The organism is Flagellimonas algarum, from assembly GCF_040513375.1.
Lineage (GTDB): Bacteria > Bacteroidota > Bacteroidia > Flavobacteriales > Flavobacteriaceae > Flagellimonas_B > Flagellimonas_B algarum.
Map to the genome: position 1 here is coordinate 1,136,997 of NZ_JBEVTG010000002.1, position 19,168 is coordinate 1,156,164.

Consider the following 19,168-nt stretch of genomic DNA (forward strand, 5'->3'; position numbering starts at 1 on the left):
CGCACTAATACTACTAAGATGTTAGGTTCAACGCAAACGATCCACAGATTTTACAAGATCTTCATCCTTTTTGATGGCTCTGTTGGCCAGAACCAGAAAAACGATAGAAAATACAGGAATCAGCATCCCAATACCCTTCTCAGAAACTTCGGTTTCTCCGGATAAGTTTAGGGACCGGTAAACGAAAAATCCTAGTAAAAAAAGATTCAATATCATATTCAACCTGTTCAAAACAAATTGATGTTGCCTGTTCTTATACAGCGCGATACTGATTACCGCCAACCCGGCCGAAACCATAAAGGCGATCAATACCACCATGAGGCTTTCGGCATACACGGCAGTTGCGTCAGGGGTGGTCCAAACCTTTAGGAAAAAAGGCAGTACACCGGCCAAAACCAGCACCAAAAACAAATAAAACGATTGGATCCGTTGAATCATTGTCTTTTTCTCGCTAGGGGCAGCAAAAATACGCCTCTTTTCGACAAATAAGCTGCTTTCTTTAAAAATAATTTGTATCATTGTACTGTTATTAGCATGACACTTACCCCGGGAGTTCATCCCACCGTAATTCCAAATAACAGCGTACTTCAAAGATTTTCAAGTTTAACGTATCCCTTATTTAATGTTTGAGATTTCAGATCTAAAAGCTAAGAAGCTTCCTGAATTGCAGGAGATTGCCAAAGAATTGAGCGTCCCAAAATTCAAGTCCATGAAAAAATTGGATTTGGTCTATCAGATTTTGGATGTTCAGGCTTCAAACCCCAAGGCCGTTATCTCTTCGGCTCCTGCAGCACCCAAAGCACCAAAGGCACCCAAAGCACCAAAGGCGCAAAAAGAGCGTCAAGCGGCACCGGCCCCTGAAAAGAAAACGGGCCACGCCCCGAAAGCGGAATCGAACCCCCAACAAAAAGAAAAAGACGGGGGTCAAAAAAAAGACCAACACAAACAAAACGGTCAACAAAAACATCAAAACCGCAAGCACAATACCCCTAACCAACGCCACAACCAAGACAAAAAGAACAGCAACTTTGACAAAGACCTTAAAAACAGGTACAAAGAACCTGAGTTTGAGTTCGACAGCATCATCGAAAGTGAAGGCGTACTCGACATCATGCAAGACGGTTATGGGTTCTTGCGTTCTTCCGATTACAACTACCTATCATCACCTGACGATATCTACGTGTCCCAATCGCAGATCCGATTGTTCGGCCTGAAGACAGGAGATACGGTCCTTGGGAACATCCGCCCCCCGAAGGAGGGTGAAAAGTACTTCCCGCTGATCAAAGTGAACAAAATCAACGGTCTTGATCCCCAAGTGGTACGTGACCGTGTGGCCTTTGAGCATTTGACGCCCCTTTTCCCGAAAGAGAAATTCAATGTGGCCGATCGCCAGAGCACGCTCTCGACCCGGATCATCGATTTGTTCTCTCCTATTGGTAAAGGCCAACGGGGCATGATTGTCGCCCAGCCCAAAACGGGTAAGACCATGTTGTTGAAAGATATCGCGAATGCCATTGCGGCCAACCACCCCGAGGTATACCAGATCATTCTCTTGATCGATGAGCGTCCGGAGGAGGTGACCGATATGCAACGAAATGTTCGTGGTGAAGTCGTGGCCTCAACTTTTGACAAAGAAGCGACCGAGCACGTGCGGGTAGCGAATATCGTCATTGAAAAAGCCAAGCGCTTGGTAGAATGCGGTCATGATGTGGTTATCTTGTTGGATTCGATCACCCGTTTGGCGCGAGCGTACAACACCGTACAACCCGCTTCCGGTAAAGTATTATCAGGAGGGGTCGATGCGAACGCCTTGCACAAACCGAAACGGTTCTTCGGGGCGGCCCGTAAAATCGAAAACGGAGGCTCTTTATCGATCATCGCCACGGCCTTGACCGAAACCGGTTCTAAGATGGACGAGGTGATTTTCGAAGAATTCAAAGGTACCGGTAATATGGAACTGCAGTTGGATCGTCGAATTTCGAACCGTAGGATCTTCCCGGCCATTGACTTGATCTCTTCATCGACACGACGCGATGACCTCTTGTTGGACGAGACCACCATTCAACGGATGTGGATCATGCGAAAATACCTAGCCGACATGAACCCGGTAGAAGCCATGGAGTTCATGGAGCAACGTATGAAGCAGACCCGAAATAACGAAGAGTTTTTGATGACCATGAACGAGTAGGTCAGTCAACAACCCTCAAAGCATAGATTTAAACCCCAAGGGCATCGCTCTTGGGGTTTTTTTTTAATCGTGTTGCCACAAAACCCTATCTTTAAGCTGATATCCCCCAAAAATCGAAGTTCATTTAAAGAAAACATCATGAAAAACAGTAACCGAATCCCATTTATCAGCGCTTGCCTCGCATTACTGGTTTTTGCTTGCCAAGAACAACCCAAACCGGAATCCGAAGCAGCGTCCTCTACCCAAGTCGTAACCATCGAAAGACCAAAAGAAATCATCGATCTTGATGCGGCCGACTCCTTGTTCGTCAACTATTCGCAACGAAGGACCGAGGCCATCGTAGCTTTCGAAAATACCAAACAAGAATCGGATGCCGAGGCCTTCGAACCGACCCGTTTCGTTTCCTTTGATTTGGAGGTGGTCAAACAATACATCGCCTATGTAGAACAAGAAGGGGAAAAAGGTGGGGCAAAAATCGATAGCCTTCGCATTTATTTGGGGAATTATGGTGAGGTTGACGGAGCAAATGACCGGCATAACACCGTATTCATCGTACCTGCGGCCCAAACAAAGGCCGGATACGGCGGTATCTACATCGATGAGGAAGGGCAGGCCCAATTGATGACCACTTATTTTCATGGAAAGGGCAATGGTCAAAGCGAACCTAAATCAGAGGCCTCTATGTTTCCTAGCCTAAACACCAATCTCTACAACGGAGGGAGTTTGGTTTTGAATTTTGGTCATTGTTGTCCTCCCAATAATGGTGATTTTTAAAATCGCTCTTGATCCATGATTGAATTTTTATCAAGGAATTATTTTTTAATCGTTTATGGGATTGCCTGGGTGTTCTCCGTGCGGTATTACGGGAAATATTTCGATACGGTTTTGCGATTTTTTCCCATCATCATCGCCTATACTTTTTTTAGTGAACTGTTAGGGTATCTCATCGGCACTTCGGACGATTTTGCCTTTTTTGCCAAATTCAAATCGGCCAATGACCTGATTTACAACATATACACCTTGATTTTCTTTCCTTTTTTCTACTTTGTTTATTGGAAACTAGTGAAGAACGAAAACTACAGATCATGGATCAAAATCTTGTCGGTATTGGCATTGGCTTTCTACCTGGTCAATGCCTTTATCTACAATCCATTGGTTAAGGTCCTATTCTATGCCCTGTGTTTCGCATCCTTCGTTTTGGCCCTCTGTGTCGTATTTTATTGGTTGGATAAAAGGAGCCATTGGCAATGGCGCACCGAAAAGTACAATCTGATGACCTGGGTGTCGATTGGGTTGTTCGGTTTTTATTCCATTTTCCCCATCATCTTCTTACTTAATTTTCTAAACAAAGATCTTTATCAAATCCTTCACTTAGGAACCGTACACAAAATTTTCATTGTACTTATGTACGTATTGTTCAGCATCGGTTTTGTGTTGAGCAGTAGAAGGAACTTTCATTAATTTTATCATTTTGGGGCAGTACTTTTTAGGATTTTACGCGTTGGCTTTGATTGCCTCCATGGTTACTTACCGACGTTTCTTCGACACCCCCTTGCGCTTGTTCCCGATTTTTATCGCTTATACTTTTTTCAATGAATTGTTGGGTTATTTCATCATGCATTTCGAAGAATTCTCGTTCTTCGAAGACGAGGCCTATCATTGGCACAATGTGATCATTTACAATATTTACCATATCATTTTCCACGCCTACCTTTTCTGGGTGTATTTCAAACTTTTGAAAAACCGGAAGCATCTTACATGGTTCAAACGACTGGTGGCAATGACGGTAATGGCCTATGGGGTATCCCTCTTTTTTCAAGACCCCCTGCATTCAAACCTGTACTATGCGGATACTCTATGTTCGATATCCATGGTGATCGTCATCGGGTGTCATTTTTCGGAACTATCAAAATACAGTAGAGCCGCCAATTCACACAACTTAATGGTCTATTTTGGGGCAGGGTTCTTTTTGTTCAACCTCTACTTTCCTTTCTATATCCTAAACGGATACCTAAATGTCGATTTTTTCTTGGACTACCACCTAAGACAGGTGCTTTGGGGGGTCATATCGGTGATGTATAGTACGTTCACCCTGGGCTTCTTCATTTCTAAACGGGCCGCGTTTCGCTAAGTCCGCACCACTTCACCACAACCCAGACCATTTTCACAACATTACCCTGCCGTTCATCGGTAAAATATATTATAAAGTAAGAATATTCGTTCTTTTGTTGTTGTTTTTACTGAATTGTTGGTTTATCGAAGCAATGCTGCAATTCAGCGATACTTAATAGAGTCCCATATATAATTAACCTATAAAACAAGGTTGTACGCACAACTTTGTGGAAAACTACAGCTATGAAAAAGCACCAATTTGTTTGTAAAGCACTGTTCCTATTCGTCGTATTGATCGGGTTGAACGCCTGTGTCAAGGATACCATCGAAGATGTGGTCGATGACACCGTTCAAGAAGAGGAAGATGACCAAGAAGATGACTTTGACGAGTCGGCCATAGTGAATTTGGTAATTCCGGAAGGATTTGAATTCGCCACTTCGACGAACACGACCATCACGATCAACGATGCTTCTCCGGACGCGATTTATACGGTCTATGCCTATAACAACGCCCAATTCAACCCTACGGAGCGCAACGTGACCAATGATGAGGGGGAACCCGATACCGAGTTTTCATTCGATACCGATGAATTGAACCAAGTCCTTTTTACAGGGCGCCCGGTCGGCGGCCAATTGGTATACACCATACCGACACCCTCGTACTACACACAGCTGTACGTGCGCCGAAAGGAAGGCAATGTGTTCAGTTCCGAAATCATCGATATGGCTGGAGGAACGGCTACCTATACCCACAGCGACATGTCGGGCAAAGCACGGCAAGCCGAAGTGGCCCGTTTCAAATCACAACGACGACTTTCTTATGCCAGAAACTCAGCCATCAAAATCGACTCGCTCTTCTGTGTCAACGGTTCGGGCCAATTGTTTACGGTCAATCCGTTGAATGGAAACCTGACGAATCTGGCCGCGATGCCTTTGGGTAGTTACACCGCTGCCATCGACCACGATAATATGTTCCTGTATTCCATTGGAAAGAACAGTGGCAATCCGCTGATGCGCTATGATATGATCAATGATTCCTGGTCGACCGTAGGCAATGTCGGCATGGGTGGACCTCGTCTTGATTTTCGTGAAGAAGACGGCCTGTTGTATTTTTCAACAGGAGCCAAAGTCTACACCATCGACCCAACGAATGCCACCGTGCTTTCCACATGGGATATCAACAACTTGGACGTGACCGCCGGAGGCGATTTGGCCTTTGCCGAAGACGGCACCCTGTTCTTGAGTAGTTTCGGGGGCTTGTACCGTTTGGACCTTGACAACAACAACGTATATCAGGCCACCCGGATCAGTGCCGATAACCTGCCCTTCACCCCGACCTCTATGACCTTTGATTCCAATGGTGAACTGTGGTTGGCCAGTAACGGCTCAAGTTCAGATTTGATCATTATGGATACCGTGACCGGGGGATGGGAGTACATTTACGGCCCCAATTCGGATTCAGGTATCAATTTCAATCGAACCATCAACGATTTGACCACTTTCACCTATAATGACGTAGAAGCCGAAGATCCCGATACCGATGGGGATGGTATTAAAGACAGTGAGGATGAATACCCGGAGGATGCCGAAAAGGCCTTTGAGCAATTCACCCCAAGTAAGTACGGATGGGGTACGGTCGCCTTTGAAGACCTGTGGCCCTTTATGGGGGACTACGACTTTAACGATACGGCAATCAACTACCGTTTCGTGGCCATCTTGAACGCCCAAAATGAAGCTGTACAGTTGGAAATCCACTTCGAAGTAACCTCCGATGGTGCGGGCTTGACCAATGCCTTTGGCATCGAATTCGAAAGTATCGCCCCTAACCAGGTGGAATCGGTGACCGGTACGGTTTTGACCGAAGGCTATATCAATGTGGCGGCCAATGGGGTCGAAGAAGGCCAAGATCGGGCCGTGGTCATCTTGTTCGATAACAATGAGACCATGTTGAATGTACCCAGTCGCGTCGATGTGCGGTTTACAACACCATTATCGGTGGCTCAATTGGGTATCGCGCCGTTCAACTCTTTCTTGATCGTCAATAGGGATCGTGGCCGTGAAATCCACCTGCCAAATCGCTTACGTACCACCCTTGGGGAAAACAATCTCGATATCGAGGGCATTAACCAAGACCCCGATGGCAACTACCAAACCGATTCGAGATTGCCTTGGGCCATCAACATCGTACATGATTTTAAAGTACCGAAAGAACGGGTACCCGTCAACCAGGCTTATAATTTCTTTAATACCTGGGCCACTTCGGGAGGCACCCAATACAACGACTGGTATAAAGACAACGCCGGATATCGCAATGCCGGGAATTTGAAAGCCAGTCAATAAAAAAGCAATTGCTATAAAGAAGAAACAAAAAAGGCCCTTCATATGAAGGGCCTTATCTTTTTAGGGCATCATCAGCTTACATAGCAGCCACTTTGCTCATCAATTTGCTTTTCAAATTAGCAGCCTTGTTCGAATGGATGATGTTGCGCTTGGCCAACTTATCGATCATTCCGACAACGCTAGGCAAAAGCTTTTCCGCTGCCTTCTTGTCTTCTTCATTGCGAAGCTTCTTGATCGCGTTACGGACCGTTTTGTGTTGGTAACGGTTACGTAGACGAACAGCCTCGTTTCTTCTGATTCTCTTTAATGCTGACTTATGATTTGCCATTTCAATTACTTTGTTAGTAGCCCGTAGGGGAATCGAACCCCTGTTACCAGGATGAAAACCTGGCGTCCTAACCCCTAGACGAACGGGCCGTCAATAAATTAACTTCCAATACGTTGTAGCCCGTAGGGGAATCGAACCCCTGTTACCAGGATGAAAACCTGGCGTCCTAACCCCTAGACGAACGGGCCATAAGGTCGCATAATTGCGGACGCAAAAATACAACTATTTTTAAGTATTGCAATAGCTATTTTGATTTTTTGGAATCCTTAGTACGCTTTGGCGAAAAGAACCCGATAAGGTGAGGGTTTTCCGGTCACCATGCAGGCTCCGGCTTCCTGGTCCGTATCGATGGGGATGCATCGTATCGTTGCCTTGGTCTCTTCCTTAATCTTGTCTTCGGTTTCCGTAGTTCCATCCCAGTGCGCCGCGAAAAATCCGCCTTTCTTTTCTAGCTGTGCTTTGAATTCCTCATAGCTATCGACCTTGGTGATGTGGGCATCACGATAGGTCAAGGCCTTGTCATGGATGTTTTGCTGTATATCTTCCAAGAGTCCGGTTATCGTGTCGATGATCTCATCGGCTCCTACGGTCTGTTTTTCCAAGGTATCGCGTCGGGCCACCTCGAAGGTTCCGTTGGCCAAATCACGTTGCCCAACGGCCAATCGGACCGGAACGCCTTTCAATTCATACTCATTGAACTTAAAGCCCGGTTTATGGGTATCGCGATCGTCGTATTTGACCGATATGCCCAATTTACGGAGTTCGACAACTAGGGGTTTGACCCGTTCCGAAATCGCTTCGAGTTGCTCCATGCCCTTATAGATAGGTACGATGACCACTTGGATCGGGGCCAGTTTCGGTGGCAGTACCAGACCGTTATCATCGCTGTGGGTCATGATCAAGGCACCCATCAACCGGGTAGATACCCCCCATGATGTGGCCCATACATGTTCTTGCTGACCTGATTTGGTAGCGAATTTTACATCAAAGGCCTTGGCGAAATTCTGCCCTAAAAAGTGTGAGGTACCGGCTTGCAAGGCCTTCCCATCTTGCATCAAGGCTTCGATACAATACGTTTCGACCGCACCGGCGAAACGCTCACTTTCGGTTTTCGTACCCTTGATCACCGGAACCGCCATATGGTTTTCAACAAAATCAGCATAAAGGTGCATGATCATTTCGGCTTCTTCGATGGCTTCTTTTTCCGTCGCATGTGCCGTATGGCCTTCTTGCCATAAAAACTCCGCTGTTCTTAAAAAGAGGCGTGTCCGCATTTCCCAACGCACCACATTGGCCCATTGGTTCAGTAGAAGGGGAAGGTCTCGATACGACTGGATCCATTTTCGATAGGTATCCCAAATGATGGTCTCCGACGTCGGCCGAACGATCAATTCTTCTTCCAGTTTTGCCGACTCATCGACCACGATACCGCTGCCATCTTCCGCGTTCTTCAAACGGTAATGGGTGACCACCGCACATTCTTTGGCAAAACCTTCGACATGGCTGGCCTCCTTACTCAAGTACGACTTGGGAATGAACAAAGGGAAATAGGCATTTTGGTGGCCGGTATCCTTGAACATCTTATCGAGTCCTGCCTGCATCTTTTCCCAAATGGCAAAACCGTAAGGCTTGATGACCATACAGCCCCGTACCCCTGAGTTTTCGGCCAAGTCGGCCTTGATCACCAACTCATTGTACCATTTGGAATAATCTTCGGCCCTACTTGTTAAATTTTTACCCATTAAATTCAGTTTGGCACAAAACTTGTGACTTGTTCGACAAAATAGTGCGGTAAAACTAACTATTTTTTACATTGTCAAACAATAAATTTTAGAAGATGAGCCTTACTTTACCCCGCCAAAAATTTCTCCCCTTTTCTTTCTTGGCCCTTATTGCGATCCTCATGGGTTCCTGTGGTTCTTACCAACAGGCTTCCTATTATGACGATGATGGCATCTATGCGAGCGGAACACGGGAAGTACGTGTTGAAAAAAGATCTGCCGAAGCCGTCAGGACGCAGCAGGTCGAAGACGATATCTATGGGGAATATTTTGGGCAAAAGGCACAAGAATACAGTGACATATTGGATTCTGAAATCTTTACCGATGTCGACGATTACTACGGAGGCGTCGAGAACGATAGCATCTTGGGCGAACAGACCGATTACTTCGCCGACAACAATACCTATACCGGCAACCCGGGTTGGGGTGATAACCCGACCAGCGTCAGCATCAATGTCTACGGCAACGGAGGCTTTGGCTGGGGCGGCTGGGGTGGCTGGGGCTGGAACGATCCTTGGCTTTGGAATGGCTGGGGTTGGAACGGCTGGGGCTGGGGCGGCTACGGCTATGGTTGGGGCTGGAACGGCTGGGGCTGGGGCGGTGGTTTCGGCTGGGGCTGGAACAACCCATGGCGTTGGAACCGATGGGGCTGGGGTGGCTACGGCTTAGGCTGGGGTTATGCCGGCGGCTATTGGGGCTGGGGCGGACGCTACGGTCGAGCAGGCTATGCCGGATACTACAACCGAAATGTCGGGTTCACCAGAGGACGTAGAGGTTACGGAAGAAACGGAACAATCGCCAGCAATGCCTTACGCGGCCGATCGAACCTCAATGGGCGTACCGCAACGAATTCCCGGGTCAGATCACGGGCCAATAGCGGTCGATCGAATATATCTAGGGGTACGACCTCACGCAGTGCGCGAAGCTATCGAAGCAATTCGACGGCAAGACGTTCGGTCAGTGCCGATGCCATTGCCAGAAACCGCAATTACCGACAAAGTCGCAGCACACGTTCGATACCGAGATATAACGGAGCTTCGCGTAGCGGACGTTCATACAACAGCGCGGCCGGAAGGAGTTCCTACAACAGGGGATCCGCAGCGAATCGAAGCTCGGGTTACCGCTCATCAGCAGGAAGAAGTACCCGCAGTTACCAATCATCGGGTCGCACGGCGCCGCGAACCAGTTCGTATAGCCGCTCTCGTAGCAGCAACAGTTCACGGAGCTATCGGAGCGCACCGTCAAGAAGTTCACGAAGCAGTGGAAGCTTTAGAAGTTCGGGCAGTCGTTCGAGAAGCTCAGGCAGCTTCAGGAGTTCAGGCAGAAGCTCGGGAGGCCGATCTTCAGGAGCCCGCAGTGGCGGTCGTAGCAGCGGAGGAAGACGAAACTAAATCCAAATTAATTTACCGAATAAATTCTTGAAAATGAAAAAAGTATTTGCTTTCATCATAGGCATGTCATGTCTGGGCCTAAGCGCCCAAAACATCAACGATGTGCTTCGATACAGTACGGAAGATCTACAAGGAACGGCAAGGTTCCAAGCCATGGGCGGGGCTTTTGGTGCCCTTGGGGGCGATCTGTCGGCCATCAATGTGAACCCAGCGGGTTCGGCAGTATTCAATTACAGCCAATTCACGGTCACGGGTTCGAACTACAACCGGAACAACGAGGCCTTGTATGGAAGCAGTACCCGTAACGCTGATCTGAATTCGTTGGAGTTGAACCAGGCCGGAGGGGTTTTCGTTTTCAAATCGAACAACTCGCCTTGGAAGAAAATCGCCCTGGCCATCAATTATGACCTGGCCGAGAACTTCGACAATGAATTCGTTGCCTCAGGAAATTCTACCCAAGGGATCGACAATTACTTTTTGAATTTTGCCCAAGGGGTTCCCTTTGGCAATCTGTTGATCGGGCAAAATGAGTTTCTGGAAGAAGCCTATTTGCGGATCGGTGCCCAACAGGGGTTTGCCGACCAGCAAGCCTTCTTGGGTTATTTCGGTGGGGTTATCGATCCGGTGACCAATGACGACACCAATACCGATTACATCAGCAATGCCCAATATACGAGTGTCGATCAAACCTATATCCAGAGTACTAGTGGCTACAACAGCAAATTCACCATGAATTTCTCTGGACAGTACCAAGAGAACCTGTATATCGGAGCGTCTTTGAACTTCCACTCGGTCTTTTACGATCGCGTGACCTTGTTCGAAGAGCGCGGCTACGACCCAACCTCTGAAATACAGTTTACCACTTTCGACAACTTCTTGCATACCGAAGGAAACGGCTTTTCGTTCAACCTCGGTGCCATTGCCAAAGTGAACGACAACCTGCGTGTCGGAGCGAGTTACCAGTCTCCTACCTGGTATGAATTGACCGACGATACCTCACAACGGATCAATACCGATTTGGCCGATGATGATATCGGGTTTCTAGACTTCAACATTGTGAACCTTTTCGATGAATATCGCATCAAGACCCCTTCGAAATTGACGGGCAGCGTGGCCGTGATTTTCGGTAAAGAGGGCTTGCTAAGCTTTGATTATGGCTACCAAGATATGTCACAAGCCGAATTGCGCCCTGCTACAGACCCCAGTTTCACCTTAGAGAACCAAACTATCGCCGACCAATTGGGAGCGGTAAACAGCTATCGTGTCGGTGGGGAATACCGCTTCGATCGGGTAAGCTTACGCGCTGGATACCGCTATGAGGAGAGTCCGTTCGAAGATGGGGGTACCATCGGTGATCTTGAAGGTTATTCAGGAGGTATCGGTTTCGATTTCGGTGGTAGCCGTCTGGATTTGGCGGTAAACCGCACTGAACAGGATGTCAACGAATTGCTGTTCGATTCTGGGGTCACGAATTCGGCACAACTAAACCGCACCAATACCAATGTGAGTTTAAGCTACACCTTGAAGTTCTGAAATAGGTAGAAAAGAAAAAGAAGAGACCGGCTGATCGCCGGTTTTTTTTTTAGCGTACCAAGGAGAAATGCCGTCGTACCTGTCGGGCCACGACCACCCCACTTTCATCGCGGGAATAGTCCAATCGGAACCAATAATCCGACGAAGGCAGGTCTTGGCCATTGAAAGTTCCATCCCAACCTATGGCGGTTTCATCCAACTGCTTTAGCAACTTACCAAAACGATCGAAGATGAAAACGGCAGGGTCGGTCAATTGATCGATACCCAAAACATTCCAGTTGTCGTGGATCCCGTCGCCGTTCGGGGTAAAAAACTTAGGAAATCCGACAACGACGAACTCAATGGGCTCGGTGGTACCGCATCCGTTCTTGTCATTGATGATAACGGTATTGGTTCCTGGAGGCACATCCAAAAAGACGGGATCGTCTTGAAACTCTCCACCATTAATCGCATATTCATAATCCCCATCGCCCAAAGCGACGATTTCGATATTGTAGGGGTCCGTTTGGTCGCTATTCAAGAAATCATCGATGATACGAACCTCATCCAGTTCCGGTATCCCGAAGAAGGTAATCAAAATCCCGCCGGGGTCCAGTACCGTTGGGGGAGTTCCTGAAGCCGTTGTGATCGTAGCGAAGTACCGTCCTGAATTCGGACTGGCCACTACCAATTCGGCCCCAAATGGCCCAGATCCGGTCAATATATCGTCGATGGTTCCATCGTCATCGTAATCCACAGACCATTCGATACTTCCGATATCCGAACCAGCAGGCGAATTCAGCGCACTCAACACGATATCGGGATCGCCTTCACAGGCGATGATATCCAAGCCCAAAAACTCGTCACGAAGGGTACAATCCAAGGCGGTATTTTGGTCGGCATCCACCGAGTTTCCGGTAAAAGTGAGCATAAAGGGCTCCGGATTGCCGTCAAAATTCGTATTGAAGTTGTTGATCAACAGGTAATAGATCTCACCTGCGATCACATCGATATATTCATCATAGGTATTCTGGCTTCCGGTAACGTTGGGTGCCCCCACTTGGCCATTCTCAGGGTTGACCCCTATACCGGTATAGTCGGTATCGTTGACCTCGTAGTTACAACGGATGGGCTGGGCGGTACCGTTACTGATCGACGCGCAATCGGAATCGGGTCCATACAAGGCAAAATCCCACTCAGCGGTTATTGGTCCACCAGCAGTGGCCGGTAGCGCCTGGATATCAAAACCTACTTGACCATCGGTTCCGGCACGGAACACGAACCAAGAGGTGTTGTTCTCAACATTGGCCGAAGAGACACTTCCTTTTTCCAAACATCCGGTCTGACGGATCACATCGGGATCGAAATCATCGATATCCCCATTGCCATCGGCGAATGCCATGATCGGAGCATCGGCACAAACCGGTATGGCGGTCCTACAGTCAGGTGAATTGGAATTTTGGGCGTTTGTAGCAAAGTAGGTAAAGAACAAACAACAGAAAGCGCAAAATAGTGTTCGCATGGTTATTGGGGCAATTGTCTTTGTTATAACACCTATAACTTTTGAAACCCTACCTTTATTATACGTTTATCGGAAAAATATGCCCATTAATCGATAAAATGCACGCCAGGCACTTTAGCGTCGCAATGAAAAATGGTTTTGAAGGTATTTGGCATAAGTCCGGTTTCCGTCCGTGTTGACGTATGAAATCTTGAACCAATAATCGGTTGCCGGTAAGGGCTGTCCGTTCATGGTACCGTCCCAACCGCTAGTGAATTCGGTGAGTTGGGTAATCAGTTGGCCATACCTATCGTAAATGGTCACCACTGCATCCTGTAGGTACGAGAGTCCCTCGATATGCCAATTTTCGTTCATTACATCCCCATTGGGGGAAAAATGGTTTAGAAAACCGACAACGACGATTTCATCGGTCACTTCCCCGCAACCAAAGGTGTCACGTACCGTAACCCGATGGGTACCGGGCAATACCCCTTCAAACGTATTGTCCGATTGAAAGACACCTTCATCAAGACGGTATTCGAAGTCCCCTTCTTGGTCGGTCTCGATCGTGACCGTATTGTTCGATTGCAGGTCGTTGATCCTGACCCTTGCGATGGCCGGGGTCAAGGAATAGGAGACCTCAACAGTGCGTTGACTGCTGCATTCGACCCCATGGGCACTGTGCGTTACCGTTAGGGTATAACTCCCTGCCTCATCTACGGTAATCGAAGGCGTGGTCTCACCGGAATCCCATTCATAGGTAAAAGTCGGATCTTGTTGTTGTGGGCCGATTACCGCCGAACTGCCATCATCACAAATGCTGATGGCGGTCTCAAAGTCCATCACCGGACTTGAAACCGTCTGGATCTCAAATCGTTCTCCGGCATCGTAGCAATCCGGGTTGGCCATTGATGTCGTTCGCACAAAAATCGTTTGGGAACCCGATGACAACGGAAAATCCTTGTCGACCGGCAGCAATCCGTTCTGGGCATCGGCCAAGGTCAAATGGTAACTTACCATAAAGTCGTCATCATTTTGTGCACCTAAAGCCTCAACATCCTTAACGGAAAGATCGAAAGTAGCATTCAGTTCATAGCAATTGGTGACATCGCCGATCGGGTTGGTTATCGGTGTTGGGGTAAAGGATACCTGAACGTCGCTGATCAAGGTCGTTCCCATGGGCAAGCTCACTTGTACACGGTAAACCGCCTCAGAAGTCACATCGATTGTGGCTTGCGAAACCGAAGGAAGTGGTTCGAATCCGTTTCCGGTATTTGCAAACCAAGCATACCCCAAGGCATCTTCGGTAGTTGCATCAAGCGTCACGAAATCGCCGTCACAAGCGGCGATCGGTGGCCCAAGGAGGTTATCGATTATCGAGCAATCCAAGGCGTCGTAGGGGTTGGTCACGAAAATCTGGCCTGAGAATTGAATTGAAAACCCTGAATTGATGTTACTAAAATTGTTGATCAGCAAATAATAATCCTGCCCTGGTTCGACCATCAGCCATTCTTCGTACTGGACCGAATTGGCCCCGGTCGGATCTTCCCCGACCCCGATATAGGAGTTTCTATCGCGGTTATCAAAGAAATTACAGCGTACCGGTTCACCAAGGTCATCGCAATCGTCGGACAAGTACAGGGCGAAATCCCAGTCTTCATTGTCTTGATGTTCGATATTGAATCCCAATTGACCGGAGGCACCGGTCCTAAATCGGTACCAGGCCGAATTCGATTCGATCGCACCCGTGGCCGTCTGCTCCAAACATCCCGAAGAAAACGCACCATTGAAATCATCGACCCCGTAGCCATCGGTACCGGCGTTGACGGGGGTATTGTCACAGATCGGGATGGCCGAAACGCAATCGGGTGAAACCTGTGCCATGGCGAAAGTGCCGACAAAGGCCGCAACGAAAACAACGAACACGGTTTTGCACATAAGTGACTATGGATTTGTAACTTATAAAATTAGGTGGATGCCCTACTTAACAATAATTTATGTTGTCAAAGCCCCCAATTCAGATGTTAATAAGGCCATATTGTATATCTTTGTGCCCTTATTCAAGCGACCCATGAAATTCGAAGAAACATTGGAAGAACAGTACGACGAGCGGGGAAACGACCATATCGGATCCTCATCCGACACGCCTTTGCGCGAAGATGCTTTTGTATTGGACGACAATGAAAAAATCGCCAGAATACAAGATAGTGTCCGAGAGATCATGCTCACCTTAGGGCTGGATTTGGATGACGATAGTTTGATGGGGACCCCTAAACGGGTCGCCAAAATGTTCGTGAAAGAGATTTTCGGGGGATTGCATCCCGATCGCCGACCCAAAGCCTCGACCTTCGAGAATAAGTACAAATACGGCGAAATGTTGGTCGAAAAGAACATCACCCTTTATTCGACCTGTGAACACCATTTATTACCCATCGTAGGAAGGGCCCATGTGGCCTATATCTCGAACGGTACCGTAGTCGGCCTATCGAAAATGAACCGGATCGTTGATTACTACGCCAAAAGACCGCAAGTTCAGGAACGATTGAACATCCAGATCGTCAAGGAGCTCCAAACGGTACTAGGTACCGAAGATGTGGCCTGCGTTATCGATGCGAAACACCTTTGTGTCAATTCACGTGGGATACGTGATATCGAAAGCAGTACCGTAACCGCCGAATACGGTGGAAAATTCAAGGAGGAAGCGGTACGAAGGGAATTTTTGGAATACATCAATCTCGATACTGAATTTTAATGCACTTGTTCACCAACAACGTTTTAAAAGTTTCCAACTCACTTAGCGGAAAAAAAGAAGTTTTCAAACCCATTGAGGAGGGCTATGTCGGCATGTATGTCTGTGGGCCAACGGTCTACAGCAACGTGCACCTCGGAAACTGCCGCACCTTTATGTCGTTCGATATGATCTTCAGGTATTTGAAGCATTTGGGCTATAAGGTGCGTTATGTTCGCAACATTACCGATGCCGGGCACCTGGAAAACGATGCTGATGATGGGGAGGATAAAATTGCCAAAAAAGCAAAATTGGAGCAAATCGAGCCCATGGAGGTGGTGCAACGTTATACGGTCGATTTTCATGAGACCATCAAAAAGCTCAACCTTTTGCCGCCCAGTATCGAACCTACCGCTACCGGCCATATCATCGAACAGATCGAAATCATCAAGGAAATCTTGGATAAAGGTTATGCCTACGAAATCAATGGATCGGTGTATTTCGATGTGGTCAAGTTCAACGCGTCAAACGATTACGGCAAGCTAAGCGGCAGGAAACTCGAAGACATGATCGCCAATACGCGAGAGCTGGCCGCACAAGACGAAAAGAAGAACCCCCAAGATTTTGCCCTCTGGAAAAAAGCGGAGCCGCAGCATATTATGCGCTGGCCATCACCATGGGGCGACGGTTTTCCTGGGTGGCATCTCGAATGTACGGCCATGAGCACCAAATACCTTGGTGAGAATTTCGATATTCACGGCGGGGGTATGGATTTGAAGTTCCCCCATCACGAATGCGAAATCGCACAAGCCGAGGCTTGCAATGGCAAGACCCCGGTGAATTATTGGCTGCATGCGAATATGTTGACCCTGAATGGGAAAAAGATGTCGAAGTCGACCGATAATAACATCTATCCATCCGAAATATTCAGTGGTGATAATACCATACTCAGCAAGGCATTTACACCTGCCGTTGTCCGCTTTTTCATGATGCAGGCCCACTACACCAGTATTCTCGATTTGAGTAACGATGCGTTGTTGGCCTCTGAAAAAGGGTACCACCGTCTTATGGAAGGCATCAAAACCCTAGACGGTTTGAAAACTGGTTCGGCCGGCAATTTTGACGTCGCTGCTTGGAAAGCTAAATGCTATGAGGCCATGAACGATGATTTCAATACCCCGATATTGATTGCCCAATTGTTCGAAGCTGTCAAACAAATCAACTTGATCAAAGAAGGAAAAGCATCGATAAGCGCGGATGACCTATTGTTATTGCAACAGGCCATGCAGGCCTTTGTAGTAGAGGTACTGGGGCTTGAAGACCAGCAAGAAGCCGCCTCTGATTCAAATGTTTTGGACGGTGTGATGCAATTGCTCATCGATCTTCGCGAAAATGCCCGGGCGGATAAGGACTTTGCCACCTCTGATAAAATTAGGGACGAATTGAACGCCTTAGGCGTACAACTTAAAGATGGAAAAGAAGGCACCTCGTACAGCATCAACTAAATGGAGGCAATGGGCCATTGCCCCCTTCATATTTTTGGTCAAAGCCTATCAATACCTTATTTCCCCCTACACCCCGGCTACCTGCCGCTACTCCCCTACTTGTTCGACCTATACCATTCAAGCCTTGCGCAAGCACGGACTTTTCAAAGGGGGCTGGTTGGCCATCAAACGTATTTCAAGCTGTCATCCATGGGGTGGCAAGGGGTATGACCCTGTTCCTTAATCCATGGATTACCGCCCTTTCATTGACCCGGATACGACCAAAATCTACTTACAAAATCCAAAGGGTTCTTACTTCTATTATTTATCTTAGCCCAAAATAGCATACATGTTTTTTTCCGCCATCCTATGGAATCCTGACGATACCCTATTTAAAATCGGATTCCTCCAGATCAAATATTACAACCTCATGTGGATCTTGGCCTTTGTGGTCGGCTTTTACGTCATGAAGTGGGTCTTCAAAAAAGAGAACAAAACACTCGAAAAGCTCGATTCGCTGTTTGTTTACGGAGTGGTTTCGATCATGCTGGGTGCACGGTTAGGCCATGTGTTTTTCTATGATTGGGCCTATTACAAAAACCATTTATTGGAGATTCTTTTGCCGATACGGGAAAGCGATGACGGCAGTTTGTTCGGCTTTATCAACGGCTATGAGTTCACGGGCTTCACGGGCTTGGCCAGCCATGGGGCCGCCATTGCGGGTATCATCGGTTTGTTCCTGTTCTCGAGAAAATATAAGGATATGGGCGTTCTTTGGTTGCTCGACCGAGTCACCATGGCCAGTTTGGTGGGCGCCGGCCTTGTTCGGGTCGGAAACTTTTTCAACTCAGAGATCAACGGCAACATCGTTGATAAAACCTTTGCCTTTGCCGTGAAATTCGTTCGGGATTCCGATGATATGCCAGCCTATCGCGCCCTACAATTGACCAAGGAAAAAACGGCTAGTGCTGCCTATAAGGCCATTGAGAACAATCCGGATTTCGCCAGTGTGCTCGATTCCATTCCGTACCGGCATCCGGTACAGTTGTATGAAGCCATCTGTTACTTTTTGATCTTTATCGCCATGTTTTTCATTTATAAGAACACCAACAAAAAAGCGAAAGCAGGGTTTTTGTTCGGATTCTGGATGGTGAGTATGTGGACGGTACGCTTCGTATTGGAATATTACAAGAAAAGCCAAGGCGGTTTTGAAGAGACTTGGGGCACCTTTAGCACCGGTCAGTGGTTGAGTATTCCCTTCGTATTATTGGGCTTGTATTTGATGTTCAGACCTAGCGATACCAACCATGCGTAACCCAAAAGCCATCGGAGCCTTTTTCGGTATCCTATTCCTTTTCGGCGCCTGTAAATCGGAACCCAAATCGGCCTTGAAAACCGAAGCGATCACCTTTACCAAAGAAGGGGAACTTCAGGTGTTCGCAATGCCCGGGGATTCGCTAAGGACGACCTTCGCCATTGAAATCGCCGAGTCGGAATATGAGACACAGACCGGATTGATGTACCGCGAATCGATGCGGAACGTAGAAGCTATGTTGTTCATTTTTCCTGATGTGGCCGTGCATTCTTTCTACATGAAGAACACCCAGTTTCCGTTGGATATCCTGTTTATTAATGAAGGAATGACCATCGTGAGTATGCAAGAAAACACCGAACCGTATAACGAAGCCGGACTTTCGTCAGTGGAGCCCATCAAATATGTGTTGGAAATCAACGGCGGACTGAGCTCCCAATTGGGACTGGCCATCGGAGACCGCGTTTCTTTCAAGCGCCAGTAGGCCGAAA

Annotated in this window: 17 protein-coding genes and 2 tRNA genes; 12 read left to right on the forward strand and 7 right to left on the reverse strand. The window is 47.6% G+C overall.

Annotated features, from left to right (window positions below; translation table 11 throughout):
* Nucleotides 1–27: 27 nt before the first annotated feature.
* Nucleotides 28–438, reverse strand: a complete 411-nt coding sequence (locus tag ABV409_RS12495; protein ID WP_353878176.1) for a DUF4293 domain-containing protein — start codon at nucleotides 436–438, stop codon at nucleotides 28–30.
* Nucleotides 439–622: 184 nt separating this feature from the next.
* Between ABV409_RS12495 and rho the strand changes: the two genes are divergently transcribed.
* The 5 genes from rho to ABV409_RS12520 all read left to right on the forward strand — a co-directional run bounded on the left by rho (nucleotide 623) and on the right by ABV409_RS12520 (nucleotide 6,640).
* Nucleotides 623–2,188: a transcription termination factor Rho gene (gene rho / locus ABV409_RS12500; protein WP_353877928.1), complete on the forward strand. Its 1,566-nt coding sequence runs from the start codon at nucleotides 623–625 to the stop codon at nucleotides 2,186–2,188.
* Between the two features lie 138 nt (nucleotides 2,189–2,326).
* Complete coding sequence (locus ABV409_RS12505) at nucleotides 2,327–2,962, forward strand: hypothetical protein (RefSeq protein ID WP_353877929.1); 636 nt, start codon at nucleotides 2,327–2,329, stop codon at nucleotides 2,960–2,962.
* 15 nt (nucleotides 2,963–2,977) lie between these two features.
* Complete coding sequence (locus ABV409_RS12510; RefSeq protein WP_353877930.1) at nucleotides 2,978–3,649, forward strand: hypothetical protein; 672 nt, start codon at nucleotides 2,978–2,980, stop codon at nucleotides 3,647–3,649.
* 10 nt (nucleotides 3,650–3,659) lie between these two features.
* Nucleotides 3,660–4,319: a hypothetical protein gene (locus ABV409_RS12515; protein WP_353877931.1), complete on the forward strand. Its 660-nt coding sequence runs from the start codon at nucleotides 3,660–3,662 to the stop codon at nucleotides 4,317–4,319.
* A 224-nt stretch (nucleotides 4,320–4,543) separates the two neighbouring features.
* A complete protein-coding gene (locus tag ABV409_RS12520) occupies nucleotides 4,544–6,640 on the forward strand; it encodes an LruC domain-containing protein (RefSeq protein WP_353877932.1) in 2,097 nt (698 codons plus the stop codon).
* Nucleotides 6,641–6,716: 76 nt separating this feature from the next.
* Here the strand turns inward: ABV409_RS12520 and rpsT are convergent, their stop codons facing one another.
* The 4 genes from rpsT to proS form a co-directional block, all read right to left on the reverse strand.
* Complete coding sequence (gene rpsT / locus ABV409_RS12525) at nucleotides 6,717–6,968, reverse strand: 30S ribosomal protein S20 (protein WP_353877933.1); 252 nt, start codon at nucleotides 6,966–6,968, stop codon at nucleotides 6,717–6,719.
* Between the two features lie 17 nt (nucleotides 6,969–6,985).
* Nucleotides 6,986–7,057 (reverse strand) — tRNA-Glu (locus ABV409_RS12530).
* Nucleotides 7,058–7,084: 27 nt separating this feature from the next.
* Nucleotides 7,085–7,156 (reverse strand) — tRNA-Glu (locus tag ABV409_RS12535).
* A gap of 78 nt (nucleotides 7,157–7,234) precedes the next feature.
* Nucleotides 7,235–8,710, reverse strand: coding sequence for a proline--tRNA ligase (proS, locus tag ABV409_RS12540; RefSeq protein ID WP_353877934.1), 1,476 nt, complete (start codon nucleotides 8,708–8,710; stop codon nucleotides 7,235–7,237).
* Between the two features lie 95 nt (nucleotides 8,711–8,805).
* On the opposite strand from proS, the gene ABV409_RS12545 reads away from it, so the two are divergent.
* Nucleotides 8,806–10,140 carry a hypothetical protein gene (locus tag ABV409_RS12545; protein ID WP_353877935.1) on the forward strand — a complete coding sequence of 445 codons (1,335 nt, stop codon included), beginning with the start codon at nucleotides 8,806–8,808 and terminating at the stop codon, nucleotides 10,138–10,140.
* A 33-nt stretch (nucleotides 10,141–10,173) separates the two neighbouring features.
* A complete protein-coding gene (locus ABV409_RS12550; protein ID WP_353877936.1) occupies nucleotides 10,174–11,673 on the forward strand; it encodes an OmpP1/FadL family transporter in 1,500 nt (499 codons plus the stop codon).
* A 49-nt stretch (nucleotides 11,674–11,722) separates the two neighbouring features.
* Here the strand turns inward: ABV409_RS12550 and ABV409_RS12555 are convergent, their stop codons facing one another.
* Both ABV409_RS12555 and ABV409_RS12560 read right to left on the reverse strand, forming a co-directional pair.
* Complete coding sequence (locus ABV409_RS12555) at nucleotides 11,723–13,174, reverse strand: T9SS type B sorting domain-containing protein (RefSeq protein WP_353877937.1); 1,452 nt, start codon at nucleotides 13,172–13,174, stop codon at nucleotides 11,723–11,725.
* Nucleotides 13,175–13,288: 114 nt separating this feature from the next.
* Nucleotides 13,289–15,091, reverse strand: a complete 1,803-nt coding sequence (locus ABV409_RS12560) for a T9SS type B sorting domain-containing protein (protein ID WP_353877938.1) — start codon at nucleotides 15,089–15,091, stop codon at nucleotides 13,289–13,291.
* A 133-nt stretch (nucleotides 15,092–15,224) separates the two neighbouring features.
* Between ABV409_RS12560 and folE the strand changes: the two genes are divergently transcribed.
* The 5 genes from folE (at nucleotide 15,225) to ABV409_RS12585 (ending at nucleotide 19,161) form a co-directional block, all read left to right on the forward strand.
* Nucleotides 15,225–15,905 carry a GTP cyclohydrolase I FolE gene (gene folE, locus ABV409_RS12565; protein ID WP_353877939.1) on the forward strand — a complete coding sequence of 227 codons (681 nt, stop codon included), beginning with the start codon at nucleotides 15,225–15,227 and terminating at the stop codon, nucleotides 15,903–15,905.
* Nucleotides 15,905–17,386, forward strand: coding sequence for a cysteine--tRNA ligase (gene cysS, locus ABV409_RS12570; RefSeq protein WP_353877940.1), 1,482 nt, complete (start codon nucleotides 15,905–15,907; stop codon nucleotides 17,384–17,386). The genes folE and cysS overlap by 1 nt, the downstream gene beginning before the upstream one ends.
* Complete coding sequence (yidD, locus tag ABV409_RS12575; RefSeq protein WP_353877941.1) at nucleotides 17,352–17,609, forward strand: membrane protein insertion efficiency factor YidD; 258 nt, start codon at nucleotides 17,352–17,354, stop codon at nucleotides 17,607–17,609. The genes cysS and yidD overlap by 35 nt, the downstream gene beginning before the upstream one ends.
* Before the next feature lie 105 nt (nucleotides 17,610–17,714).
* Entirely contained in the window at nucleotides 17,715–18,680 is a 966-nt protein-coding gene (lgt, locus tag ABV409_RS12580) for a prolipoprotein diacylglyceryl transferase (protein ID WP_353877942.1), read from the forward strand.
* Nucleotides 18,673–19,161, forward strand: coding sequence for a DUF192 domain-containing protein (locus ABV409_RS12585; protein ID WP_353877943.1), 489 nt, complete (start codon nucleotides 18,673–18,675; stop codon nucleotides 19,159–19,161). Before lgt ends, ABV409_RS12585 begins: the two co-directional genes overlap by 8 nt.
* The last annotated feature ends 7 nt before the right edge of the window (nucleotides 19,162–19,168 follow it).